General features: G+C 38.0%; 28 protein-coding genes. 17 read left to right on the top strand and 11 right to left on the bottom strand.

Annotated elements, in window-relative coordinates; translation table 11 throughout:
* The 6 genes from DNK84_RS14650 to ald all read left to right on the top strand — a co-directional run.
* Nucleotides 1-240 (top strand): hypothetical protein (locus tag DNK84_RS14650; RefSeq protein ID WP_407920617.1); only part of this gene is annotated, 240 nt, incomplete at its 5' end.
* Nucleotides 241-446: 206 nt separating this feature from the next.
* Entirely contained in the window at nucleotides 447-923 is a 477-nt protein-coding gene (locus DNK84_RS09285; RefSeq protein ID WP_162902342.1) for a hypothetical protein, read from the top strand.
* A gap of 220 nt (nucleotides 924-1,143) precedes the next feature.
* The gene (locus DNK84_RS09280; protein WP_162902341.1) at nucleotides 1,144-2,145 is read left to right on the top strand and encodes a lipase family protein; all 1,002 of its coding nucleotides are present in this window, start codon (nucleotides 1,144-1,146) and stop codon (nucleotides 2,143-2,145) included.
* A 124-nt stretch (nucleotides 2,146-2,269) separates the two neighbouring features.
* Nucleotides 2,270-2,578: a hypothetical protein gene (locus tag DNK84_RS09275; protein ID WP_119344247.1), complete on the top strand. Its 309-nt coding sequence runs from the start codon at nucleotides 2,270-2,272 to the stop codon at nucleotides 2,576-2,578.
* Between the two features lie 8 nt (nucleotides 2,579-2,586).
* A complete protein-coding gene (locus DNK84_RS09270; protein WP_119344246.1) occupies nucleotides 2,587-2,880 on the top strand; it encodes a transposase in 294 nt (97 codons plus the stop codon).
* A 612-nt stretch (nucleotides 2,881-3,492) separates the two neighbouring features.
* Nucleotides 3,493-4,638, top strand: coding sequence for an alanine dehydrogenase (gene ald / locus DNK84_RS09265; protein WP_119344245.1), 1,146 nt, complete (start codon nucleotides 3,493-3,495; stop codon nucleotides 4,636-4,638).
* On the opposite strand, the gene DNK84_RS09260 is transcribed toward ald, so the two are convergent.
* Genes DNK84_RS09260 through DNK84_RS09245 form a run of 4 tightly spaced genes read right to left on the bottom strand, consistent with a single transcriptional unit; the run spans nucleotide 4,606 to nucleotide 7,393 of the window.
* A complete protein-coding gene (locus DNK84_RS09260) occupies nucleotides 4,606-5,037 on the bottom strand; it encodes a Fur family transcriptional regulator (RefSeq protein WP_119344244.1) in 432 nt (143 codons plus the stop codon). The genes ald and DNK84_RS09260 overlap by 33 nt on opposite strands.
* Entirely contained in the window at nucleotides 5,034-5,828 is a 795-nt protein-coding gene (locus tag DNK84_RS09255; RefSeq protein ID WP_119344243.1) for a metal ABC transporter permease, read from the bottom strand. Before DNK84_RS09255 ends, DNK84_RS09260 begins: the two co-directional genes overlap by 4 nt.
* On the bottom strand, nucleotides 5,815-6,516 hold the full coding sequence (locus DNK84_RS09250; protein WP_119344242.1) for a metal ABC transporter ATP-binding protein: 702 nt from the start codon (nucleotides 6,514-6,516) through the stop codon (nucleotides 5,815-5,817). Before DNK84_RS09250 ends, DNK84_RS09255 begins: the two co-directional genes overlap by 14 nt.
* Nucleotides 6,506-7,393, bottom strand: coding sequence for a metal ABC transporter solute-binding protein, Zn/Mn family (locus DNK84_RS09245; RefSeq protein WP_119344241.1), 888 nt, complete (start codon nucleotides 7,391-7,393; stop codon nucleotides 6,506-6,508). Before DNK84_RS09245 ends, DNK84_RS09250 begins: the two co-directional genes overlap by 11 nt.
* A 482-nt stretch (nucleotides 7,394-7,875) precedes the next feature.
* On the opposite strand from DNK84_RS09245, the gene DNK84_RS09240 reads away from it, so the two are divergent.
* Nucleotides 7,876-8,304 carry a hypothetical protein gene (locus DNK84_RS09240; protein WP_119344240.1) on the top strand — a complete coding sequence of 143 codons (429 nt, stop codon included), beginning with the start codon at nucleotides 7,876-7,878 and terminating at the stop codon, nucleotides 8,302-8,304.
* An 85-nt stretch (nucleotides 8,305-8,389) separates the two neighbouring features.
* Here DNK84_RS09240 and DNK84_RS09235 read toward each other — a convergent pair whose 3' ends face one another.
* From DNK84_RS09235 to DNK84_RS09225, 3 genes are all read right to left on the bottom strand, one after another.
* A complete protein-coding gene (locus DNK84_RS09235) occupies nucleotides 8,390-9,628 on the bottom strand; it encodes an MFS transporter (RefSeq protein ID WP_119344239.1) in 1,239 nt (412 codons plus the stop codon).
* Nucleotides 9,629-9,718: 90 nt separating this feature from the next.
* Entirely contained in the window at nucleotides 9,719-10,183 is a 465-nt protein-coding gene (gene phaR, locus DNK84_RS09230; protein WP_119344238.1) for a polyhydroxyalkanoate synthesis repressor PhaR, read from the bottom strand.
* A 49-nt stretch (nucleotides 10,184-10,232) separates the two neighbouring features.
* Entirely contained in the window at nucleotides 10,233-10,988 is a 756-nt protein-coding gene (locus DNK84_RS09225) for a Nif3-like dinuclear metal center hexameric protein (protein WP_119344237.1), read from the bottom strand.
* 186 nt (nucleotides 10,989-11,174) lie between these two features.
* Between DNK84_RS09225 and tal the strand changes: the two genes are divergently transcribed.
* From tal to pgeF, 3 genes are read left to right on the top strand one after another with little or no spacing between them, the layout of a single operon-like run.
* On the top strand, nucleotides 11,175-12,086 hold the full coding sequence (gene tal / locus DNK84_RS09220; protein ID WP_235826873.1) for a transaldolase: 912 nt from the start codon (nucleotides 11,175-11,177) through the stop codon (nucleotides 12,084-12,086).
* A gap of 8 nt (nucleotides 12,087-12,094) precedes the next feature.
* Complete coding sequence (gene ispG / locus DNK84_RS09215; RefSeq protein WP_208123294.1) at nucleotides 12,095-13,330, top strand: flavodoxin-dependent (E)-4-hydroxy-3-methylbut-2-enyl-diphosphate synthase; 1,236 nt, start codon at nucleotides 12,095-12,097, stop codon at nucleotides 13,328-13,330.
* The gene (gene pgeF / locus DNK84_RS09210) at nucleotides 13,323-14,054 is read left to right on the top strand and encodes a peptidoglycan editing factor PgeF (RefSeq protein WP_119344234.1); all 732 of its coding nucleotides are present in this window, start codon (nucleotides 13,323-13,325) and stop codon (nucleotides 14,052-14,054) included. Before ispG ends, pgeF begins: the two co-directional genes overlap by 8 nt.
* Before the next feature lie 27 nt (nucleotides 14,055-14,081).
* Here pgeF and sthA read toward each other — a convergent pair whose 3' ends face one another.
* A complete protein-coding gene (sthA, locus tag DNK84_RS09205; protein WP_119344233.1) occupies nucleotides 14,082-15,455 on the bottom strand; it encodes a Si-specific NAD(P)(+) transhydrogenase in 1,374 nt (457 codons plus the stop codon).
* A 171-nt stretch (nucleotides 15,456-15,626) separates the two neighbouring features.
* Between sthA and aroA the strand changes: the two genes are divergently transcribed.
* From aroA to can, 5 genes are all read left to right on the top strand, one after another.
* Entirely contained in the window at nucleotides 15,627-16,916 is a 1,290-nt protein-coding gene (gene aroA, locus DNK84_RS09200; RefSeq protein WP_119344232.1) for a 3-phosphoshikimate 1-carboxyvinyltransferase, read from the top strand.
* A 42-nt stretch (nucleotides 16,917-16,958) separates the two neighbouring features.
* On the top strand, nucleotides 16,959-17,537 hold the full coding sequence (locus tag DNK84_RS09195; protein WP_119344231.1) for a hypothetical protein: 579 nt from the start codon (nucleotides 16,959-16,961) through the stop codon (nucleotides 17,535-17,537).
* Nucleotides 17,538-17,547: 10 nt separating this feature from the next.
* Nucleotides 17,548-17,994, top strand: a complete 447-nt coding sequence (rnhA, locus tag DNK84_RS09190; RefSeq protein ID WP_119344230.1) for a ribonuclease HI — start codon at nucleotides 17,548-17,550, stop codon at nucleotides 17,992-17,994.
* 66 nt (nucleotides 17,995-18,060) lie between these two features.
* The gene (gene ansA, locus DNK84_RS09185) at nucleotides 18,061-19,035 is read left to right on the top strand and encodes an asparaginase (protein WP_119344251.1); all 975 of its coding nucleotides are present in this window, start codon (nucleotides 18,061-18,063) and stop codon (nucleotides 19,033-19,035) included.
* 8 nt (nucleotides 19,036-19,043) lie between these two features.
* Nucleotides 19,044-19,721: a carbonate dehydratase gene (gene can, locus DNK84_RS09180; RefSeq protein WP_119344229.1), complete on the top strand. Its 678-nt coding sequence runs from the start codon at nucleotides 19,044-19,046 to the stop codon at nucleotides 19,719-19,721.
* A 9-nt stretch (nucleotides 19,722-19,730) separates the two neighbouring features.
* Here the strand turns inward: can and DNK84_RS09175 are convergent, their stop codons facing one another.
* The 3 genes from DNK84_RS09175 to ffh all read right to left on the bottom strand — a co-directional run bounded on the left by DNK84_RS09175 (nucleotide 19,731) and on the right by ffh (nucleotide 23,138).
* A complete protein-coding gene (locus tag DNK84_RS09175) occupies nucleotides 19,731-21,074 on the bottom strand; it encodes a hypothetical protein (RefSeq protein WP_119344228.1) in 1,344 nt (447 codons plus the stop codon).
* A gap of 39 nt (nucleotides 21,075-21,113) precedes the next feature.
* A complete protein-coding gene (locus tag DNK84_RS09170) occupies nucleotides 21,114-21,524 on the bottom strand; it encodes a hypothetical protein (protein ID WP_119344227.1) in 411 nt (136 codons plus the stop codon).
* 207 nt (nucleotides 21,525-21,731) lie between these two features.
* Nucleotides 21,732-23,138, bottom strand: coding sequence for a signal recognition particle protein (gene ffh, locus DNK84_RS09165; RefSeq protein WP_119344226.1), 1,407 nt, complete (start codon nucleotides 23,136-23,138; stop codon nucleotides 21,732-21,734).
* Nucleotides 23,139-23,515: 377 nt separating this feature from the next.
* Here ffh and trhO point away from each other — a divergent pair, with 377 nt between their 5' ends.
* Nucleotides 23,516-24,520, top strand: a complete 1,005-nt coding sequence (trhO, locus tag DNK84_RS09160; RefSeq protein ID WP_119344225.1) for an oxygen-dependent tRNA uridine(34) hydroxylase TrhO — start codon at nucleotides 23,516-23,518, stop codon at nucleotides 24,518-24,520.
* A 39-nt stretch (nucleotides 24,521-24,559) separates the two neighbouring features.
* On the top strand, nucleotides 24,560-25,228 hold the full coding sequence (gene trhA, locus DNK84_RS09155; RefSeq protein WP_119344224.1) for a PAQR family membrane homeostasis protein TrhA: 669 nt from the start codon (nucleotides 24,560-24,562) through the stop codon (nucleotides 25,226-25,228).
* Nucleotides 25,229-25,242 lie beyond the last annotated feature (14 nt).

The raw sequence follows: 25,242 nt of genomic DNA, 5'->3' as shown, positions 1-25,242 counted from the left end.
CACGATCGTTTGTCTTGTAGTTTAAGTTTTAAGCTTACATTACAAAGTATACGGATATTTTCACAGACTGATTTACTCTGCAAAGACGATCCAGAAATACTCAGACAACTGTTTAAAATCATTGTCCATAAACAGGTCGCCAACAGAACAGGACGCAAAGAGCCTCGGTGCAGAAAACGCAGAACAAAGACATATCCTCCACTAAAAAAAGCTCGAGGTTTATACAAAAAGGCGGCTTAACTTAGTGCCATTAGAATTGGGATCACTTTACGCATAACGGTCATGCATTAAGCGCATATACTGCTGGGCATGCTGCTGCGATTGATACGGCAATCAAAGCACATAATGAAGCAGACCAACAAAAGGCATTATCATTATTAAAACTGGCCTATGCAGAAGATGGATTTGCCAATCACTTTTTAACAGATATGTTTGCAGCAGGTCATATGAGAGTTCCTAGAAAAGAATTAACAGAGCAGTCTAATAAATTTGTAGGTGGCTTGCTTAGTGGCACGATGCATAATGAAGATAATCTTTATGGTCTACATGTTAGAAATAATAATGGTGATCAATGGGTTGCCTATGGAGACGCTAGGGGGTATGACCATGTCAATCGTAGAAACCTGGAAATAATGATTAAGGCAGTACAAACTTCAGTTCAGGAAGTTTATGATGCCTTTAAATCAGGTAACACGCCAGTTAAATATGGCGTGATTGATTATTTACCTCATCCAGAATCAATGATTAATAGAACCCCAATGTTTATATTGGAAAACGATACTCTGTATCGTAGAAAGCAGATATTTGACCATAAAATATTTGATGGTTCTTTTGTGAAATTGCGATACCCATTAGCATTATTAATATGGCTACAGTTTGATAAAGATACAAGGTTTTGGTCAGGCGATGACATGTTACGCTAAAGGTAAAATTACCACAGATTTAAATAATAAACAAAAGAATATGATATATGGAGAACTGTTTCGTAAGTAGCATTCTTAGCACTGAGACGGTATTTCTAAGCTAATCAATAAAATTGATACTATTTATTTTCTAGAAGAGGTTTAACAAATGAGACATAAATTACTTAAAATACTTTTGCTATTTGCGGCATGCTTATCACAGCAAGTTTATGCTGGTGTAGTGGGTATTGATAATGAAACTGTAAATGCTACAGCGCTTTTATCAAACAATGCTTATTGTAAAAATAATTGCAAAAATCAATTCCTATATAAATCTAACATCTATCATATAGAGCGCTACACTCATAGACCCTTTTGGCCATTTAATAAACTTAAACATGATGAAAATGGAAATTCAATCGCAAATTCATATATAAAAATGCAAAATAAAATGCCATACGATAAGCTTATGGCCAACATCTTTCTTTTGATGAAAAAAACGGAAAATATTGAGAGTAAAACCGGTTATAAAGTCATACCTAAATTTTTATATGATACTCAAATAGGTTACGCGTATAATGCTAAAGCGAATATAGCCTTTATTGTTGTAAGAGGGAGCAATTCTAAGTCTAACTGGCTTACAGATTTGGATGTTACGCCAGTTGAGTTTTTGAACACAAAAACACATGTGCTTGCTGGCTGGTATAATTATATGTCTGTTGCTCTAAATAGTTATAGCGATAATACGTACTTAACGTTAGATCAAGAAATCGCAATAGCAACAAAGAATCAAGCAAAATTTATTGTCACAGGCCATAGCCTTGGCGGATCTGTTGCGCCTTTGTTTGCTGCATATCTTCATACAAAATATAAAGTTTCTGGTGATGATATACAGCTAATCACCTATGCAGAAGGCCCTATATATATGGCGGATTTTGTACAGAAGTATGAATCAACTTTTTCTCATTATATCCATTTCTATAACATTGGGAATCCTAATTGCCAAACTTCAATCATTGGTGACCCTGTAGTTAGTCTGCCTCTTATCTTTAAAACTCACCCATTTGGTTATAGTCAGCTTGTCTCAGATGATTCAGATAAAAATGGTGGGTTGGCTCCTTTAGTGCCAAAGTCTGCACCTGAAAAAATAAAATATCTCTTATCTTTACATTCAATGAATGACTATCAAGCCTATATTCAAGAAACTTACATTAAAGGTCAGAAGTTTGTATTTTGGATATAAGTAATTTTAGCTAGTCGTCCCTGAAAAATAGCCTCATCCCTTATAAACACGACGATTTCACTTGAAATTTTGAGAGATAAATTACAAGATTTATAGCATCTATGATGTAAAACCTTGCAATTTCATGCGTAATAAAGATCAAGAATTTGAAGAAAGCAAAGACTTTTTTAAAACAGAGCTATCAGCACAAATTGACCTTGGCCACAAGCTATGTTTATTAGCTGATTTTGTTGACTGGGATAAGCTGGAAAGGCATCATCTTTCAAATAACTTTAGTGAGTCGACGGGTCGTCCAAGCAAGCGACTTCGTCAGGGAAAGCGCACAAACAGTATGAATTTGGTGTTAAGACATCTATTGTGGCCACTGCAAAATCTGGTTGGGTCCTATGCTCACATGCAATACATGGTAATCGATACGATGGTCATACACTGAAAGGCGCTTTGTTAAAAGCAAAAGAGTTGAGCGGCGTTCAAGTCAAAGAAGCACATGTTGATCGTGGTTATCGAGGTCATGGTATTACGGATATTGCTGTGTATCGTTCAGGTCAAAAGCGAGGTATTAAAAAGCGGATGAAACGGCGCTCAAGCATTGAGCCACTGATTGGTCATTTAAAGTCAGATCATGGTATGGATCGCAATTATCTCAAGGGTAAGTCTGGAGATAAAATCAATGCCATTTGTGCAGGCATTGGTATCAACCTTAAGCATGTGCTTAGATTACTAGCACCTGCATAGCAATACAACCATTTAACTCGTCAAAGATAATAGGATAGGCCTTGGCTTACGAAACGCGCTTGCCCGTATTTTTTGCAAACTGTATATATTACAACCTGATAGAGGCATGATACTCAAGAAATCAAAATATTTGATAAGACATTTTTATGGGTAGGTGTATTTTGAGTCATGAACTATGAAAAAATTTGACTTTTTCAGGGACGACTAATTATGGCCATAACTTCCTTGGGCACCCAACGATAGTCACGTGGATTCCCGCCAGGTAAGGATGGCAGCGCCTTAATGTGCAAAACTCCAGCAATTTTATTGGTGTTTTTATTGTTTTTTGTAGTAATCTAACAACATTCAAATAATAGTTGGCATTTTTAAGAAAACTGTTATAGTTGTTTCAGCGATTTTAGAATACTTTGGGGTATTTCCATAACGAACTGTTGTTATATTGAAGGCATTTATCCAGATGTAAGGTTGGGACTTTCTAAAAAGATAAAAATGCTATAAAACAGTTGATGGTTACGATATAACTAGCGTATATATGTTGGCCTTTAAAGATATAAATAAAATTAAGCTTCAATGATTGTTGAGTTTAACTGAATTAAAAAAAGGAGAAAATGAATGATTATTGGTGTGCCAAAAGAAATAAAAAACCATGAGTATCGCGTTGGCTTAACGCCTGGCAATGTTGCTGAGTTTATGCATCATGGGCATAAGGTGATTGTTGAGCATAATGCCGGTGATGCTATTGGGTTTTCAAATGAAGATTATGTTACCGTTGGCGCTGAAATTGTGCCAACAGCAAAAGATGTCTTTGATCAGGCAGACATGATTATTAAAGTAAAAGAGCCACAACCTGACGAGTGTAAAATGCTTAAAAAAGGACAGCTATTGTTTACCTATTTGCATTTGGCGCCTGATCCATTGCAAACAAAGCTTTTACTTGAATCAGGTTGCACAGCAATTGCTTATGAAACCGTCACGGACAATGAAGGTCGTTTGCCTTTATTAACGCCAATGAGTGAAGTGGCAGGACGTTTATCAATTCAAGCAGGTGCGCATTGTTTAGAAAAAGCACAAGGTGGCAGTGGGGTACTACTTGGTGGTGTGCCTGGTGTGAAATCGGCAAAAGTCGTTGTTATTGGTGGTGGCGTTGTTGGACTTAATGCTATTCGTATGGCGATTGGCATGGAAGCCCATGTGACGGTATTAGATAAGTCGCTAAATCGTTTGCGCGAACTAGACGATTACTTTGGACCAAAGCTTAATTGTATTTTTGCAACCAAAGATAATTTGGAAAAATATGTACAAGAAGCAGATTTAGTCATTGGTGCGGTTTTAGTGCCAGGTGCCGCAGCACCAAAACTTGTGACAAAAGAGATGATTAAGTCGATGCGTAAAGGCTCGGTCGTTGTGGATGTTGCGATTGATCAAGGTGGATGCTTTGAAACATCAAAGCCAACAACACATCAAGAACCAACGTATATTGTTGATGAAGTTGTACACTATTGTGTGGCTAACATGCCAGGTGCGGTTGCCAGGACATCAACGGTTGCTTTAAATAATGCAACATTACCATTTGCATTAGCGTTGGCAAATAAAGGTTATAAAAAAGCAATGGCAGAAGATAAGCATTTGAAAAATGGCTTAAATGTACATGAAGGGGCTCTGACTTCTGAGCCTGTCGCTTTAGCGCTTGGTTTGCCATATGTTAATGCAGATAAAGCGCTTGGATTAGTCAATAACACCCACACAGAGATGGCATAAACCAATAAGCTCAATTTTGCTTTGCTTGATGATAAATTTTTTATCATCAGCAAGCTTGCTAATAGATTCATAAACACTTTGCGCGTGTGTTTCAAATTTTCTCCCGCAGCTTTGGCAAATAAATAACTGGCATAACTGATCACTTGGATGGCAACATAGGCTATAGGTGTGCGTGGCATCAATTTTGTGTGCGATATGATGAGATTGTAAAAAATCAAGTACGCGATACACGGACATGATTTTTATCTCAGGCTTGTCTTTTTTTAATATTGCTAATAAATCATATGCGCTAATGGGCTGGTTTTGTGTGATTAATGCTGCAATTACCTTTAAGCGCAGAGGTGTGAGCCTGATCTGATGCCTAAGGCAATAAGCTTTAATATCATTGAGCTTGATCATGATTTGATATGCTCTTTGATTAAACCAATCCCATACAAAAGTGCAATAATCATAGTAATACAAAAGCTTACAGGTAAATCAATATAAAAGGCTGCGGTTAATGCAACCCAGATTGTGCCAATTGCTACAGCAATACTTAAAGCAATGCAGCGATAAAAGCCATCACACCATTGAAGCGCAATGGCAGCAGGGCCAATCAATAAAGCAAATACAAGTAACACGCCTACGATTTGACAGGCCATAGTTACCGTGAGGGCTAAGATTAAAAAGAAGATAACGGATAAAGGGCGATTTGGAACATGTTTGGCTTCGGCAAGTGTTGGGTCAATGCTGCTAAAGAAAAGTGGTCGAGCAATAATAAGAAGCGTTAAAATGATAACACACGTCATAATGATCAACAGGGTGATTTGTGTCAGTGAAACAGTTAATATATTGCCAAATAAAATAGACATAATTGAACCGGCATAGCCGCTTTGATATAAAAATAAGAAATAAGCGCCAAGACCTAAAAAAAAAGTAAGCACAATACCAACTGCCAGATCATTTTTTTTAATCTTATCTCCCAAAAGTCCCATAATAATGCCAGCAAGAACGTTGGCAATAAGCTGTCCTGATATGGCGGATATCCCAATTAAAACACCACCGGCAGCACCAGATAGGCTGATATGACCTAATCCATGTGCAGCAAAAGCCGTTTTGCGTAATACAACAAAAAAGCTGACAATACCACAGATAATCGCAATTAATGTGCCAGCGATAAAGGCGTATTGCATAAAGCTATAAGTTAACATCGGCATCTTCTCTTAAGCAGGGTAATTCATGGCAAAAATGTACCTGCTGGTTTTTAAAGTGAATAAACGTATCTAACTCATGGGCAATTTCATGCATATCATGAGAGATGATTAATAATGTTAAATTTTTTTTACGGTGAATGTATCTTAATACATTAATAAAATCATGTTTTGCTTGAGGATCTAAATCGGATAAAGGTTCGTCTAAAAGGATGAGTTTAGGCTGGTTAATCAATGCCTGCACAAGGTAAATACGTTTTTTTTGACCGCCGGATAAGGTGTGAAAGGGTTGGTTCACATAGTGTCTGGCGCCAACAATTTCAAGTAGGTTATAAAGTGTTTTGGTAAAATTTTTGCCAAAGTGTGGCCAACCCCAGGCGCTTCCCTTGTAGCTTGCCTTAATTAAAGTAAGGGCTGTGGTATTATCCATAACGTTAATCTCTCTTTCTTGAGGGATATAGCTTATCTGCCGGTTTGCTTTTTTAGGTGATTTGCCCATAACGGTAATTTCACCACCTACAGGGGGTAGTATTCCAAGAATGGTTTTAAAAAAGGTGGATTTGCCAATACCGTTTTCACCAACGATGCCCACCCATTGGTTGGTTTTAATGGTGATATCTAACGGTTTTGTTAATGCTTTGTGTCCAAAGCCTAAAAGAAGATTGTGGCAAATAATGTTATTTGTCATGGTTATTTAGCTCATTTAATGCTTTTTCGACCTGATCAAGTGTGGAAGAAAGCCACGTGATCACATTGTTATTTTGCGGCATGGTTTCATAAACACCAACAACGGGGATATTGTTCTTTTGAGCTAAAGCCAGTATTTTTGCCGTTTGGTCATCTTTTACCTGCAGGTTATAAAATAGCAATTGAACTTTTTTCTGTGTGAATAATTGTTGATAAGCAATAAACATTTGCGGTGTGGGTTCTGCATCATTCATGATTACCCATTGAAATTTGGTGCCAAGCATTTTAAAGCCCAAGGCTTGCGCCATGTAATTAAAAACAGGTTCGGTTGCTGTCACCTTAAGCCCTGATGTGCTGTCCTTGATCGTTTGAATTTGTTTGTCAATTTTTTCATAGCGCTGTAAAAATGTCTGTAAATTTAATTCAAAGGTTTTTTTATGTTTAGGATCTATCTGGCTAAATTTATCAGCTAATGTTTGTGCAAGTGTCCGAAAGGTTGCAGGTTGATACCATATATGGGGGTTAGCTCCCTTTTTAACCTGCATAAGTTCAGCAACGTTAATAACGGCAACTTTATTATTGCTGCTTTGCGCATTAAGTAATTGCTGCATCCATGGGTCATAGCCGGCACCATTAAAAATAATAATCTGGGCTTTATTAATCGCAATAGCTGTTTTTGTGGATGTGGTAAACAAATGTGGGTCTGTATCTGGATTATTGATAATGCTGTTAACTTCTACATAATCCCCGCCAATAAGCGATGCGATATTACCATAAAAATTCTCTGCTGCAACGATATGTATCTTTGCTTGTGACAGTTGAAACGTCATTAGTACAATTAACAGTAAACCAGTGAAATATCTAAGTATTTGCTTCATTATTATCTCTTTGAGACGATTCCATTTTATGTGATAATATCACATTTTTTATATTGTACAATACAAATCAAATAGAGATATCCAGAAAGCGTTGTAAATTGAAGTTACGTACTTCCTATTTTTATATATTACGTCAAGGACTTCTCATTCATGCTGTCTGGTTGGTTACTAAATATTCTCAGTGCCGTCATTCCTGAAAAGCAAAGCTTTGGCGGGAATCCACGCCAGAGTTGTTCCTGAGCAATAAAGGTTGTAGCCGTATGCAAAGACTGATCCAATTGCAGAAAACCTAAAAGAATAGCCTTTTGGGTTTGGCCGTTATTGCCTTGAGTTACTTACGTTTATCACATGGATCCCCGCCAGGCGAGGACGACGCTCCTTTGATAAGGAACACATTTTGGTTTTGGCCATTGGTAAGAATGGCAACATATATAAAATGAACTATGCTCTAAAAACCATAATAAAATTTTACAGCACAGTTAATGCAGACCCACCAGATCAAACTAAAACCATCAAAGATAAAAATTGCGATGTTAGTAAGCTTTTATCTATTTGTGCTGGGTGTATGCTTATTGCTGCTAAACGATCGTTTATTATACCTTGCATTGTTGTTATGGTTATTGGCATTATTTGCGCAATTTTATTATTGGATTAAACAGGATCAATTACAAATCATCATGCTTTTATTGATGGCTTATCGGTCTCAGATGAATTTATATATCACCGGGCGGTGGTTTGATAATGTCTTTGTAGATAAAAAGTATTTTTTTGCGCATTTTTTCTATATGGAACTATGTGTTATAGCGCAAGGGAAGAAGATTAAAAAGTCATTCTGGTTGTTTAAAGATAACTTCTACACCGAGGCAGACCGGCGTCGGCTGATTCAGTATTTGATGTCTGAAAATGGATGATTCTTCAGCAAAATCAAATTGAACAAAGAGATTGTATAGCGGCAGTGAGACGTACGTGTTTTAGGTGCTGATGATGGGTAATCAATCAATAGCGCTTTTTTAGCAGGCGCATCGATATTAACCCTAAAATACCACAGACGATACCAACAATTGATGGACCAAATACCACATTAACATCGTGAATTAAAACCTCAGAAACTAATGGTGCAAAGCCGCCAACTAATGCAAATGCCAGGTTATAACCAATAGCAACACCAGAAAATCGTACATCTGTTGTAAAAGATTCACATAAAATGCGCATAAATAAACCGGTGGTAACCGATGGTATAAAAGAAATAATCACAATCCCAATAAATACCCAGCCTGCCGTATTAAGACTTATAAGTAAAAATGCAGGGTAGCTAAAGATAATAAGGCAGGCTGCCATGATGACATATAGTTTCCGATAGTTAATATAATCAGTTAATAAACTTGCTGCGAAAATCACAATAATATTAATAACTGCGCTTGCCAGAACCATCGGGTCAAAAAAAGCATGGGTATAGTGTAAATGGCTTTGCAAATATTTTGGTAAATAAAGTGAAACAACAACGCCATTAAACGCGACAATAATAACACATAAAATTGCACCAACCTGGCTTTTAAACTGCTCTTTAAGCAAAACAAGTAAGGGAAATTTTTGTTTATTTTTTAATGTGCTGAAAAGCTTTGTTTCTTCCAGGCGCTGGCGGATATAAAACCCAACAAAGGCAACAAATGAGCCGCTTATAAAGGCAGCACGCCAAGCGTATTGACCAAAAACAGCATGTAGAACTATACTCATGATGTCACCGAGTAAAAAGCCTAAAAAGACCATGGCAAACATGATCCCAAGTGCCAATCCTCTGCGCTCAACAGACTCATAGACAAACACAATGGCACCAGGCAGCTCGCCACCTAGGGCAAACCCCTGAATAACTCTTAATAAAACAAAGATAATTGGTGCCGTCAAGCCAATTTGTGCATAGGTTGGCATTATACCCATTAAAAGCACACAAACACCCATCAGCAAGATAGTAAACGAAAAACTTTTTTTGCGCCCAATGTTATCACCAAGCCAGCCAATAAAAAAACCACCGATTGGGCGCACGATGTAGGCAATAGAAAAAATCGCCACAACAATCAAATTTTTAATATATTCAGATTGAATATCAACAAAAAATGCCTGAGTGATCTGGTCAGAAAAAAGGATGTAAAGTATAAAATCATAAAACTCCAACATCCCACCAGTTCCTGCTAAAACAGATACTTTAGCAACATTATCCTGTGATTTTATTTTTGACATTTTGCCTCCTTGAAGTTGATGCTTTTAATAGAAATAGTGGAAAATAAGATGAATATACTTTGACATAAAAGGATATAAAGATTCTGTCATTTATTTTTTAGGCTTTGTTTTAAGATTTTCCCATGACTTCTGCCAACGACTGATATTCTCCCTGGCAATGCTGTTAAAGTAGGTATCAGGAGATAGCTGGTGCGGGCTTTTATCTGGGTTTCGCATGTGTTTTTCCTGACCAAGATATAAATCCAGTGTTTTATTAAAACACAATACCAGTGTGTTTTGCATATCTGTGCCATAGGATTTAATAACTTGTGATAAAAAAGCATTACTGAACATTTGTTGTGGGCTTTTTTCTTCCAGATCATTAATAATCTGCATTAAAATGCCTCGTGTAATGTCTTTTCCGGTTTTATTATCAATGATTTGAATATCTTCTCCACTATGCACCAGTGACTCAATGTCTTCCATCGTGATATAACTACTTGTATTAGTGTCATAAAGGCGCCTGTTGGGATATTTTTTTATCAGCCGAGTTTTTGCAGCATCACTTGTAGGCATATCATATATCTCATAAAACTGATCTATTAAGAACTATATCATAAAAATCTTACACAGGGTTATTAATATCAATAAAATGATGGTCAATTTTAAATTGTTTTGCTAAATGCTCTCCAAGTGCGTTGATACCATAGCGCTCAGTAGCATGGTGTCCTGCGGCAATATAGGTAATGCCTAATTCATTGGCAATATGTGTGGTTCTTTCTGAAATTTCCCCTGAGATATACACTTCAGCACCGGCATGAAAAGCCTGCTCAATAAAATCTTGCGCACCGCCTGTGCAAAGCGCGATCTTACTGATTTGTTCTTTATCAGGTCCAACAACAAGTGGTGCTCTATCAAGCACCTTTTCAATGTTGCTTGCCAGTTGATCAGTTGAGATAGCGGTACTTTGACATATAATGCCATAGCTTGGATGTGTATTGGTATCAAAAGGGCCTAAGACTTTCAAGTCAAGTCGTTTTGCAAGCTGGGCATTATTGCCACAACTTGGATGAATATCTAATGGTAAATGATAGGCAAAAAGATTAATGTCATGCTTGATTAATTGTGAAATGCGTTGATATTTCATACCAGTAATTGGATAAGATTCATTCTTCCAGAAATAGCCATGGTGGACGATGATTGCATCTGCCTTCATTTCAATGGCTTTCTCAATTAACGCAAGGCTTGCCGTAACACCTGTGATTATTGTTTGGATTTCTTTTTTCCCTTGTACCTGCAATCCATTGGGGCAGTAATCTTGGATTTCGTTCACAGCAAGGATTTCATCCAGGTGTCTTTTTAACTCGTTGCGATCAATCATGATAGTCCTTTATATTATTTTTACAGCATGGTTCCTGGTATTCTAGCCAATTTCGTATTGAAATGTCATAGTTTTTACCCTGTTATTGCCAGAATTGCTGCAAAATGGTTTACCGGTGGTATAATGGGGAAAAAAGAAAATAGACGATAGGTAACCCCGTTGAATAAATTAACGCAGTTAAAGTCAATGACTAAGGTCGTGGCAGATACAGGTGATTTTACACAGATAAAAAAATACCAGCCGCAAGATGCAACAACAAACCCAAGCTTGTTGCTAAAGGCGGTTTTGATGCCAGAATATGATGAAGTGGTGAAAAGTGCTTTATCAAATACCAAAGACATCAATAAGGCGATGCTTAATATTTCTACAGCCTTTGGCGTGGAGATATTAAAAGTCGTTCCTGGGCGCGTCTCTACTGAGGTTGATGCAAGGCTTTCATTTGATTGTGAAAAAACAATTGAATATGCGCGAGAGTTAATTGCCAGTTATCAGGCGCATGGGGTTGACAAAGATCGTGTTTTGATTAAAATTGCATCAACTTGGGAGGGCATTAAAGCAGCTGAAATTTTAGAAAAAGAAGGTGTTTGCTGTAATTTAACGCTAATGTTTGATTTGGTTCAGGCGATTGCTTGTGCGCAAAGTAATGTGTATCTTATTTCACCTTTTGTTGGACGAATTACCGATTGGTATATGAAACAACAAGGGCAAAAAGATTTCCCAGATGTCGCAGAAGATAAGGGTGTGCAATCTGTGAAAGAGATTTATCAGCATTATAAGAAATTTGGCTACCAAACTGTGGTGATGGGGGCAAGTTTTCGCCATGTTGGCCAGATTGAAGCGTTAGCAGGTTGCGATGCATTAACGATTTCGCCTGAATTATTGGCGCAACTTGAGTCAGATCAAGCTTCACTTGTACAGCAATTATCTAAAGATGCAGTCCCATTAGCAGATCATACAGATACAATAATTGATGAGAAAATGTTTAGATGGGCGATGAACCAAAATCCAATGGCAACAGAAAAATTAGCCGAAGGAATAAGAAAGTTTGCTGAAGATACAGTAAAGCTTGAAAGTATTATTAGCCAAAAAATTAAGTAAAAAAGATGATGATGTCCAAGGCGTATCCAAATATACATAAATCCATCCCAGTTCAAGTGGGCAATGTAACAATCGGTGGCGGAGCGCCTGTGGTTGTACAATCAATGACAGATACAGCAACAGCTGACATTGAGAAAACCGTCAATCAGATTTTGGCACTTTATCGTGCCGGTAGTGAAATTGTCCGGATTACGGTGAATGATGAAGCAGCTGCCAGGGCGGTAAGCCAGATAAAAGAAAAGCTTTTGCAAAAGGGATGTGATGTGCCTTTGGTTGGGGATTTTCATTATAATGGCCATAGACTTTTGCATGAGTTTCCTGATTGTGCGCGGGCATTGGATAAATATCGAATAAATCCAGGCAATGTTGGTTTTGGGAAGAAAAAAGACACACAGTTTGCGCAGATTATTGAAAAGGCGATTGAATATAACAAGCCCGTACGAATTGGTGTGAACTGGGGTAGTTTAGATCAAGCGCTTTTAGCAAAATTAATGGACAATAATGGTCGTTTGCCCACCCCTTTATCTGCCCGTGAAATTATGCATAAGGCATTGATTAGCTCAGCATTAGAAAGTGCGAAATATGCAGAGTCTTTGGGTTTGGCGGAAAACAAGATTATTATCTCTTGCAAAGTCAGCGATGTGCAAGATCTTATCTTAGTCTACCAGAAGCTTGCCAAAGAATGTAAATATCCACTGCATTTGGGGTTAACCGAAGCTGGAATGGGGATTAAAGGTATTGTTGCCAGCAGTATAAGCTTGGGTATTTTATTACAACAAGGCATTGGCGACACCATTCGTGTATCATTAACGCCAGAGCCTGGGGCGCCTAGAACAAATGAAGTAAAAACCTGTTTGGAAATTTTGCAGACCATGGGGTTAAGAGCATTCAACCCAACGGTTTCGTCTTGCCCTGGTTGCGGGCGTACAACAAGCACGTTCTTTCGTGAATTAGCGGATAAGATTCAAAATTATCTATATACACAGATGCCGTATTGGAAAGCAGATTACCCTGGTGTTGAGAACATGAAGGTGGCCGTGATGGGATGTGTGGTAAATGGTCCAGGTGAAAGCAAACATGCCAATATCGGTATTTCATTGCCAGGCACGGGGGAGGCGCCGATAGCCCCTGTATTTATCGATGGTAAAAAGGCGTTTACCTTGCGTGGTGATAATATTGCAGATGAGTTTATGCTAATCGTTGCGCAGTACGTTAAAGATAATTATAAAACAATCAATGCCTGAGGGATTTGTTGAGATTGCGCTTGGCCTTGCGCATATCCAGGCTTTTTATAGCAATTGCCAGGGTGGGGCGAGCGCTTCGCCTTTTGCTTCATTGAATTTCAGTGACAATGTCGGTGATGCTTTCGTGCATATAGAAGAAAATCGTCGGCGCCTATTTAATTATCTTAATCAAGAGGCTTCTATACGCTGGTTGCATCAAGTCCATGGGAATCAAGCGGTATTGTTTGATAGCGTTTTGAATAAAGACACAAAAGCAGATGCCATTATTGCAACACAAAAAAATCAGCTATGTTTAGTGCAAACCGCTGATTGTTTACCCATACTTATCGCAAGTTGCGATCAAACCAAGGTTGCTGCAATTCATGCTGGATGGCGAGGCTTGCTAAATGGTGTGATTGAAAATACATTAACACAATTTGACAGGCCTTTTATTGCGTGGCTTGGGCCTGTTATCTGTCAGCAGTGTTTTGAAGTTGGTGAAGAAGTTATGCGTATGTTTACACAAAAAAATATACAATGGGCAAAGGCTTTTAAGGCAAAATCTGATACTAGATATTTAATGGATTTAAAGGCAATTGCCAAATCGATTATACAACAGTGTGATTGTATCAATATCATAGATGCGAAGTTATGCACTTATGAAAACCCGGATCAGTTTTTCTCCTATCGAAGGGATGGCAAAACGGGTCGCCAGATCAGTGCCATTATGATAACAGATAAATAAAAATAAATAGCACAAGTTCGAAATAAATTATAAACGATTGATGCCATTTAGTGCGGCAACACGATAAGCTTCTGCCATTGTTGGGTAGTTAAAGGTTGTGTTGATAAAGTACATCAACGTATTGGCTTTACCTTTTTGCGACATAATCGCCTGGCCGATATGAATGATTTCAGATGCCTGATTGCCAAAGCAATGAATCCCTAATATTTTCAAGCTGTCTCGGTGGAAAATTATCTTTAACATGCCCGTTGTTTTACCTGAAATTTGCGCGCGTGCAAGATCTTTGAAAAAAGCATGGCCAATTTCATAAGGGATTTTCTCCTCAGTAAGCTCTTGTTCTGTTTTTCCAACAGAGCTTATCTCAGGCAGGGTGTAAATGCCAGTTGGAATATCTTTGATTAAGTGTGCATCACATTTACCAAAGATGATATGTGAGGCGGCAAATCGGCCCTGGTCAAAGGCAGCAGAAGCTAAAGAAGGATAACCCACAACATCACCAACAGCATAAATATGTGGGTGTTTTAGCGTTTGGTAATTTTCATTAACTTCAATGGAGCCACGGATATTTGCTTCAATGCCGAGGCTATCAAGCCCAAGTTGATCAGTGTTACCGGTTCGCCCTTGCGCAAATAGCAGATAATCAGATTTGATGACTTTATTTGATTTTAAACTCATGATAACTTCATGGTCATTGGCGACAACCGTATCATAATGCTCATTATGTCTTGTACGAATACCTTGTTCACGAAAATGGTAACTGAGCCCATCAATAATCTCATGGTCCAGGAATGATAACAACCGTTGACGATTATTAATTAAATTTACACGAATTTTAAGTGTGCGAAAAATAGAAGCATATTCACAACCAATAACACCTGCGCCATAAATCGTAATTGATTTAGGGCTTTCTTTAAGGTGTAAAACACTATCTGCATCTAGAATCCTTGGGTGGTTAAAATCAATATCACTTGGGTGATAAGGTCTTGAACCTGTCGCGATTACAAAGTATTTAGCCGTGTAAGTTTCGTTTAAGGTTTCATGTTCATTTTGCCGGTGAATACAGATGGTGTGTGGGTCTGTAAATTTTGCAAAGCCATGTAGCATTGCCACATCATTGCGTTTATAAAACCCTGTTTTCAGCTCAGTTTGCTGTTGAATTACGTGATTGGCATTTTGTAACATTTGTGGATAGCTATAATCATGGTATTTCTTATGAAAAGCAAAATGCGCAACAGTGTGCCGAAGGGCTTTTGATGGGATAGTACCACGATGTGTGCAGTTGCCACCAATCTCTTTGGCTTCAACGATAGCAACAGATAATCCGGCTTTGGCAGCTTTAATTGCTGCACCCTCACCGCCTGGACCTGAGCCAATTACAATAACATCATAATCAAACTGCATAGAGCTTGCCTTTAATTAGCATGGAATAGTTGGCGCTGATTGTAGCACAGCAGGCACGTTTTGTGAAAATAAACAGGCACTTATTGATTACAATCAATAGCAAAAAAAAGGTGACAATTTATCTTAGGCTTATAAACTAAAACGTAATGTTTTGTTGAGTTATAAAAATATATGCAAAAAAGTTTACCCGTTGTAGATCAGCCAATTATTGGTGAGATTAATTTATCTGGTTCTAAAAGCCTTGCGAATCGAGTATTGTTAATTGCCGCATGTGCCAAAGGTGTCTCAGTTATTGATAATGTACCAGCGAATAAAGATGTCTTAGCTGGCATTAATGCACTTGAATCATTAGGTGTGGCATTTGCATACGACCCACAGGTAAGGCGTATTAAAATAGAAGGTTGTGGAGGCGTCTTCCCCAATAAAAAAGCAAGTATTTTTTGTGATGAAGCAGGCACCTTAACACGCTTTATTCTTCCATTATGTGCAGTACAAATGACAGGTGAATATTTTATTGATGCGGCCAAAAGAATGCGCCAAAGACCTATTAAAGAACTGCTTGATGTGCTTACTGATCTTGGAATGAAGGCAATGTATCATGAGAGAACAGATCAGCTACCAATGACGATTAAGTCTTGTGGTTTAGCAGGGGAAAGTGTAACGATTTCAGGAGATAAAAGCAGTCAGTTTCTATCAGGGCTTCTTCTTGCAAGCCCTTTAATAAAGAAGCCATTATTGATTCAATCAAAAACAGATCATCCTCAGCCCTATGTCAAGATGACATTGCAGTTAATGCGGGATTTTGGTGTGGATGTGACGATTAAACAAGCCGGCTATACGATTGAAAAAGATCAATGTTATCAATCAAGAGATTATGTGATTGAGCCAGATATTTCAACGGCTTCTTATTTTTGGGCGGCTGCGGCGATCACGCAAGGCCAGGTTAAAGTGAAAAATGTAAGCAAAAAAGCCATACAGGGCGATATTCGTTTTTTGGATGTTTTAGCACAGATGGGGTGTGATGTGATAGAAGAAAGCGGTGGTATCACGGTAATTGGGCACTCTAGTCTTCAGGGCGTTAATATCAATATGCGTAATTTCTCTGATACATTTATGACGGTTGCTGCGATTGCCTGTTTTGCGCAAACACCTACACATCTTACAGGGCTTGCCCACACGAAGGGGCAGGAATCTGATCGGATTCTTGCAATGTATGAAGGCTTATCAAAGCTTGGTGTGTATGCCAAAATAGATGAAGACAGTATCTATATTGATCCAAAAAAATCAAAGCTTCGTTCGGCAACAGTACAAAGTTATAACGATCATCGTATTGCCATGTCTTTAGCGCTTATTGGATTAAAACAAGATGGCGTTGTCATCGATGGTGCGCAAAGTGTGAGTAAAACATGCCCGGATTACTTTGAAAGGATGAATAAAATGATTCAACAAACCGTGATTTAGCGTTACACTGTATGCTTAAAATAGCAATGGAATTAATTGTGCATGCATTCTAGACAATCAGAAGATTTACAGCAATTGTTAGCACGTTTTAATGCAAGGCATAGTTTATGCATTTCTTTTGAAGAATTGCCATTTTTTGAGCAGCTAAAAGCGCTTCACCACTATGACAGCAGTGGTTTTCTAAAAAAAAGCAATGCACGTGGTGCAAGATTTTCAGCTGATCAATGGCCTTTCCCAGGCAAATTGTTTGAAGTAATAATTCTTGTCAATGTGTTCTTTGAGGATGAAGCCGTCAATCATGCGATCGCAAAAGAGGTTACACGCGTGTTAAGTGATGATGGCTATTTATTGATTGTTCAAGAGACCAATATTCCATTGCGAAGCATCAGCAAGTGGCTGTATAAGGAAAAACTTGAGAAAACGCAATGCCATTACTATGATGATTTTGCTGTAAATCGCTTAAGCAGCTGGTTAAGCTGTGTTTTCCCTCAGGTTTATTCTTGTTGTTTTACTGCGTGTTTTGCTAAAAATGTATTGCCGCTGACACCTTTGTTTGCCAATGCAGGGCAGTTAAAACCTGCACGTAGTAAATATGCAGTTGATATCAAAGCACATAGCTAAAGGTTAAAGAATGTTATTTACCACAAAAAAAGTAACGATTTATACGGATGGTGCTTGTAAAGGGAACCCTGGAAAAGGTGGCTGGGGGGCAGTTTTACAATACAAACATACAACCAAAGAAATTTATGGTGGCGAGGAGGATACCACAAACAATCGCATGGAGCTTATGGCTGCCATTAAGGCACTGTCAAGTCTGAAAAGGCATTGCGATGTGGATCTTTATACGGACTCTAAATATGTACAGCAAGGCATTAACAGTTGGCTTGAGAATTGGAAAAAGCGTAACTGGCAGACGGCTGCTAAAAAGGCGGTAAAAAACCAGGATTTATGGCAGAAGCTTGATGCGCTTTGTCAAAAGCATACGATTCATTGGCATTGGGTGAAAGGCCATAGTAACCATCCATTAAATGACAAAGCAGATGCACTAGCAAATAAAGGTGTTGAGGCGTTAAAGTGAGGATTTGATTTGGGGACGAATAAAGAAAAAAAGATTTATGTCATTTATACAGGCGGCACCATTGGCATGGTGAAAACAACCAATGGTTATGCTCCTGAAAAAGGCTATTTACTCAATAAAATAAAAACGATTAAAGATTTTTACCATGATGCTGTACCTGAATTTGTGATTCATGAATATGATCAGTTGATCGACTCAGCTAACATCAGACCTGAAGACTGGATTACCATTGCTTTAGACATTGTTAAGCATTATAAAGCGTATGATGGCTTTGTGATATTACATGGTACCGATACATTGGCATATACGGCATCAGCATTATCTTTTATGCTTAAAAATCTGCAAAAGCCTGTGATTTGTACAGGATCACAAATTCCTATTTCAGAGCTTCGATCTGATGCCACAGATAATATTTTACACAGTTTGATTTTAGCAGCTGATAAGCGTATTGCAGAAGTTTGTGTTTATTTTAATAAGCAGTTAATGCGAGGTAATCGCGCGGTGAAAATTAACTCAGCCGGAATGAATGCATTTGCCTCGCCAAATTATCCACTTTTGGGTGAAGTTGGGATTGATATTGTATTGGATGAAAGTAAGTTATTACAAGCAGAAAATCAATCGATAACAACACTTGAGTTTAAATCGCTTGGTATTCCAAAAATTGCCATTTTAACGATTTTTCCGGGCATGGATGAATCCATTTTAGAAAAGGTATTACAGCCCCCACTTCAAGGGCTGATCCTAAAAACCTATGGTGCAGGAAATATTGCAAATACCCCAAATATCCTGCGTATTTTATCTAAAGCAAGCCAAAGTGGGGTGATTATTATTAACTGCTCACAATGTTTACAAGGTGGCGTTAAAATGGGCGCTTATGAAGCCAGTATCGGTCTTGTTAGGGCAGGGGTTTTATCCGGCTTTGATATGACGGATGAGGCGGCGTTAACAAAGCTTTTTTATTTGTTAAGTATCCCGGGATTATCGCATGAAGATATTAAAGAAGCCTTGCAAAAAAACCTGCGTGGCGAGATGACGATTTAGGAGGCCAAATGAAACATTTAACAAAATTATTGAAACAGAATAAAGATTGGGTTAAAAGAATCTGTCAGGAAAAACCACAGTTTTTTCAACAATTAGCCAAACAGCAAACCCCGGGGTATTTATGGATTGGCTGTTCTGATTCCAGGGTGCCAGCCAATGAGATTTTAGGGCTTATGCCTGGAGATATTTTTGTTCATCGTAATGTCGCCAATGTTGTAGTGCACTCGGATTTGAACTTTTTATCTGTACTGCAATATGCTGTTGATGTATTAAAGGTAAAACATGTTTTGGTTTGTGGTCATTATGGTTGTGGTGGTATTAAAGCTGCAACCTGTAATGAATCACATGGCCTGATTGATAACTGGCTTCGCCATGTGCAGGATATTAAGGATAAGCATGAAGCATTGTTGGCACCATTATCTGGCAGTGATTGTATGCAACAAAAGCACGCGGTAATGTGTGAGCTAAATGCCATCGAGCAGGTTGTGAATGTTGCAAAAACTACCGTAATCCAGGATGCCTGGAAGCGTGGGCAAAATGTGATGATTCATGCGGTTGTCTATGGTTTATCAAATGGCTTATTACAACAGATTGGCTTTGGTGTGGAATCTAATGACGAAATCCAATCATTTTATAAAGAGGCGATTGATCAGGTAAAAGCGCAGTTATTCAGTGAAAAGCCATAGTTGTGTGTTTTAATTATAGGCTACATGATTTATTACGATGCTCTGTTCTTGTTGTTGTTCATTCTCGAGGAAAGGTAAAGGAACTTTGAGGCTATTAGAACGACGATTTAAATCGCTATTTTGGTTTGTGTTAGTGTGGTTATCATGACGATATACTATTGAGCTTTCTTCATCAACATCAACTTTTTGCAAATTGTGGTCTCCAATGTCATGAACTGGATCGTTGTGATTAGGCCCAACATAAAGTTGATCATTTTTTCCTGTTGCTGCTTTTATCTGTGCCTTTATAGGAACAACTTCATCATTTTCCTTTCTTGTCGTATTTATAGTGATTCCTTGTTTTTCCAGTTTCTCTGGGTCAGGTGCTTTAGGAAGCGCATTTTTGATGGAACGGTGTACATAGCCTAATGTTAAAATATTTGCAGCAAGATAGAAAGGTGCAGACACTAAAGCTGCTAATGCTGCAATACACTTGCCTCGAAAGCGTAAGCTTTTTAGCGTCTCCCACACATAGCGTGTACCTGAAATAGGAGAAGAAGAAGTAGACACACTCACTTGCAGGTCGTTATTAGCTTTTTTTATTTGCTTTGCAGCATGTATTGCGATATTGCCACCTAGTGATGTTCCGCATAGCTGTATATTTTTATATTTATTACCAGATTGTTTTTGCATATCACAGACAGTATCAACTACACGATTGACCATTTCATTGTGGTTTTTTGTGCCAATATAGCTAACTTGGCAAATATCTTTTCCACGAATGGTGTGGCCTTGCTGATACCATCTACCACATAATTCTTTAGCAGGTTCTTCATCCTTAGGGAAGAATGCATTTGAGCAATTACCATCTATGAGGATAGTCAGTGTATTTTCTTCATTAGCAAACGTAGGTAAAGGATCCTCATTCTTCTCATTTACTTGTATTAGTTGATATGCTGCTTCGGCTTGTGTATAAATATGATTTTTAATATCACTTTCATTTAATGAGTTGTTCCCTGAATTGTAGAGCCAATCCTTGAGTTGTGCATATTCATATTTTTTGAGTAAAGCAGCAATATCATCATTCTCCAATGATTTATTCTTTAGATTTTTTACTAGCTGAAGATAGTCATATAGTTGCTGAAGATAGTCATATAATTCATGTAGTTTATGGTCTTGCAAAAACTCAATCTCTAGGTTATCGAAATCTTTGGCGTGGAGATGATTTCTTAGCGTATTAATCTTGTTAATATCAGCATTGGCCTTTTGCTGTGTTAGATGAGCTGCTATAAAATCTAAATGTCGATTAATCTGGGTATGAATATTTAGATTCGATGCTGGTGCAACCAGCTGTTTCCATAACCAATTCTTCATATACTAATCCCCTGGCGCATTATATGTTTGAGAAAATGGCTACAAAGCTGGGCCGCTATTTGGATCTTTAAGGTCATCTGGTACTTCTATATCATACTCCGTAAGCAATCTTGGCCTCCTGGGTTTGTCATTAGTATCTGTCATAAAAAGCTGTGTAGAATCGGAGCGTTTGATTGTTTTTTGAAATTCGTTATCCTGCATTTTGTTTTGTTTATTAATAAGCGCATCTATGGTAAATGCGAGATTTTCTTGGCTAAGCATATTATTTTGTTGCAACTCTACATATGACTGGCGGAAATTAGGCGTATTAAGTGCTTGGAAAACAGCCTTTATGCGTGCCTCATCATTAAAATCATTCTTAATGAAACTCATGGGATTAATATCTCTTGGGACTTCTGTTTCAAGGTAAGTTCCGTCTTTACATGTATAGGTTACAGTATCAAGTTTCATGATTATCTCCTGTTTTTTAGTAAGGTCATCCATTGTCTATTAGCAGATTAATCATTAAAACGTGGTTATTCCACAAAAAGTGATAATAGTGTTTAAAGAGCGTATATTGCCTGGTAAGCAAGCTTTCTTAAGAAGTTATAATGCTCTTATATTTAGGAAGGTTATCTTCAATATCAATAATGCTTTTACCATAAAAAGGCGACATTATTAAAAGGGGAATCCTTTTTTCCCTTTGCCACCGCGAGGCATCATGCCAGGCATACCTTGGCCTTGTTTTGCTTGATTCATCATGCCCATCATATTGCGCATGCCACCTTTGCCACTCATTTTTTTCATCATTTTCTGCATCTGCATAAATTGTTTTAACAGGCGGTTGATATCTTGCACTTGTGTGCCAGAACCATTTGCAATACGCTGTTTACGAGATGCTTTGATAAATTCAGGTTTACGTCTTTCAAATGGCGTCATGGAGTTAATAATTGCTTCCATTTGTACAAACATTTTATCATTTACCTGATCTTTCATTCCTGCAGATATTTTGCCAGCCCCTGGCATCTTATCAAGCATGCTGCCAATACCACCCATTTTTTTCATCTGCTGAAGTTGTGTTTTAAAATCCTCTAAGGTAAAGCCTTTGCCTTTTTTGATTTTTTTAGCAAGCTTTGCTGCTTCACTCTTATCAACTTTTTGCTCGGCTTCTTCAATTAAAGATAAAACATCTCCCATACCTAAGATGCGCTCGGCAATTCGATCCGGGTGGAAAGCTTCTAATGCATCTGTTTTCTCACCAGTCCCAATAAATTTAATCGGCTTTCCGGTAATCTCACGTATAGAAAGAGCCGCACCGCCTCGTGCATCACCATCAGCTTTTGTTAAAATCACACCGGTTAATGCTAAAGCATCATTAAATGCCTTGGCGGTATTTGCAGCATCTTGTCCTGTCATGCTGTCAACAACAAATAACGTTTCCGTGGGTGAAGTCGCTTGATGTAAAGATTTAATTTCTTCCATCATGTTTTGATCAATGTGCAGGCGTCCAGCTGTATCGATAATAAGCACATCACAAACTTTCTGTTTAGCAGATGTAAGTGCGCGATTTGCAATATCAAGTGGTTTTTCATGCTCATTAGAAGGGCAAAAATCAATATCAAGACTTGTTGCCAGTGTTTCAAGCTGATGGATAGCAGCAGGGCGGTAAATATCCGTACTGACAACCATCACCTTTTTTTGCTGGCGTTCTTTTAAAAACTTTGCCAATTTCGCCGTTGATGTTGTTTTACCTGAACCTTGCAAGCCTGCCATTAAAATAACAACCGGTGGTTGTGCTGCAAGGTTTAGCGTTTCATTTTTCTCACCTAAGGTATGTTCAAGCTCTTTTTTAACGATAGAGATAAATGTCTGTCCTGGACTTAGGCTTGATTTGACTTTTTCACCCAACGCTTCTTCTTGAATGCGTTGAATAAATTGTTTGACAACAGGCAAAGCAACATCTGCCTCTAATAATGCCATTCTAACATCACGCAAGGCGCTTTTTATGTTGTCTTCGCTTAAACGGCCCTGGCCTTTGATTTTATCTAATGTAGTATTTAATCGATCTGATAAACTCTTAAACATAATAATTTACCTTATTTTTTATTTTGCAAAACGCATGCGCATTCAATAACTATAAACAGCCACTATTGTAATAGTTGTGCTTTAATATTGCAGTATTTTTTTTATGGATGTTTTAATTCGCTGAAGTTATGCACTTTAGGTGCCTGAAAATATTTGAGTGATCAACCAGGTAGGATTAATGGGAAGCCCTTGAAAAGCAGTATTTAAAAATGGAAAGTGCGTAACTTAAGTAATGAAATTCGTCACTTTATAATTCAGCATTATTGATGAATCGTGTATAATGCGCACAAATTAATAGCGCTTTAAGTCATAAACGATAATGTTAATGGCGCTTACTAGCGCAAAATACAAGAAAGAAATAAAAAAGGATTAAAGTGATGTCAAAGTATGTTGTATCTGCAATGTATAAGTTTGTAAGTCTTGATGATTTTGAGTCATTAAGAACGCCAATATTAAAAGTAATGCAAGAAAACGGTGTTAAGGGAACCTTGCTTTTGGCAAAAGAAGGTATTAATGGTACGGTTGCCGGCACACAAGCCGGTATCGATGCTTTGTTATGTTATCTAAAATCTGATCCACGACTGGCAGATTTATCACATAAAGAATCATTTGATGACAATATTCCTTTTCATCGCGCTAAAGTGAAATTAAAAAAAGAAATCGTTACATTAGGTGTTGAAGGGCTTGACCCGCGCAAAGTGTGTGGGACTTATGTCAAACCTTGTAACTGGAATCAGCTGATTTCAGATCCAGAGGTTTTGGTGGTAGATACGCGCAATGAATATGAAATCAATATTGGCACGTTTAAAAATGCAGTTAATCCCCACACAGAAACTTTTCGTGAGTTTCCTGAGTATGTGGCTGAAAACCTTGATCACACCAAACATAAAAAGGTTGCCATGTTCTGTACAGGTGGGATTCGTTGTGAAAAATCAACGGCTTATTTGAAGGAAAAAGGTTTTGAAGAGGTTTATCATTTAGAAGGCGGGATTTTAAAATATTTAGAGGAAGTGCCAAAAGAGGAATCTTTGTGGCAGGGCGAGTGCTTTGTCTTTGACTCACGCGTTGCCGTTGATCATGGTCTAGAGAAAGGCCATTATGATCAATGTCATGCTTGCAGACGTCCTATTACCGAGGAAGATAAACAAAAGCCACAATATGAAAAAGGTGTGTCATGTCATCACTGTTATCATGAGACATCAAAAGCACAAAAGGCACGTTTTGCTGAGCGCCAAAAACAAGCAGCATTAGCACGTATGCGAGGAGAAGGGCATATTGGGGAGAAAGCAAAGCAGGCAGCTCAATACAGGAAATCACAAAAAATAAAAAAGCGTCAGTCAGATAGAGAAAAAAATAATGCTTTGCGTCATACCAACATATAACGCACAATAAGACTATCCACCATAGATAAAGCATTGAAAATGAAAGCACGACAGATAAATGCATTAGACAAAGCCGATATGTATTCACATAAAGAAGAGGCTTTGAATACGATTACACATGTAATCGGTGCAATATTAAGTATTGCGGGACTGGTATTACTTATTATACGTGCGATGGATGTAAGTGTGATTAATTTAATTGCTGTTTCTATCTTCGGTGCAACACTTGTGTCGATGTATTGTGCCTCAAGTTTGTATCATGCTGCAAAAAATCCAGTGTTGAAACGCTTTTTTAGGCAGTTTGATCATATTAATATCTATATTCTAATCGCAGGAACGTATACACCAATTGCGCTGGTTGGTTTGCAACCACCTTTTAGCTGGATTGTTTTAACCATTTTATGGAGTGCGAGTGTTCTGGGTATTTTTTATAAGCTTGTTGCTTTTGGTGATAACTGGGTATCTACTGCTTTATATGTGATTATGGGGTGGGTGGCGCTTGGTTTTATTGCGCAACTTATCCAGGCATTGCCCACAGGATGTTTGGCATTTATTGTTTTAGGTGGCATTTTATATACCAGTGGCGTTGTATTTTATATGCTGGATGAGACCATAGAATACTGTCATTTTATTTGGCATTTATTTGTACTTCTTGGCAGTATCATGCATTTTTTTGCGATATACTTTTATATTGCCGCAATGCAATAAACAAGTAATGGATC

Source organism: Facilibium subflavum, assembly GCF_003574485.1.
GTDB classification, from domain to species: Bacteria; Pseudomonadota; Gammaproteobacteria; order Francisellales; family Francisellaceae; genus Facilibium; species Facilibium subflavum.
The sequence above is the reverse complement of the archived record's forward strand: the minus strand, read 5'-3'. Positions and strand labels throughout refer to the sequence as shown.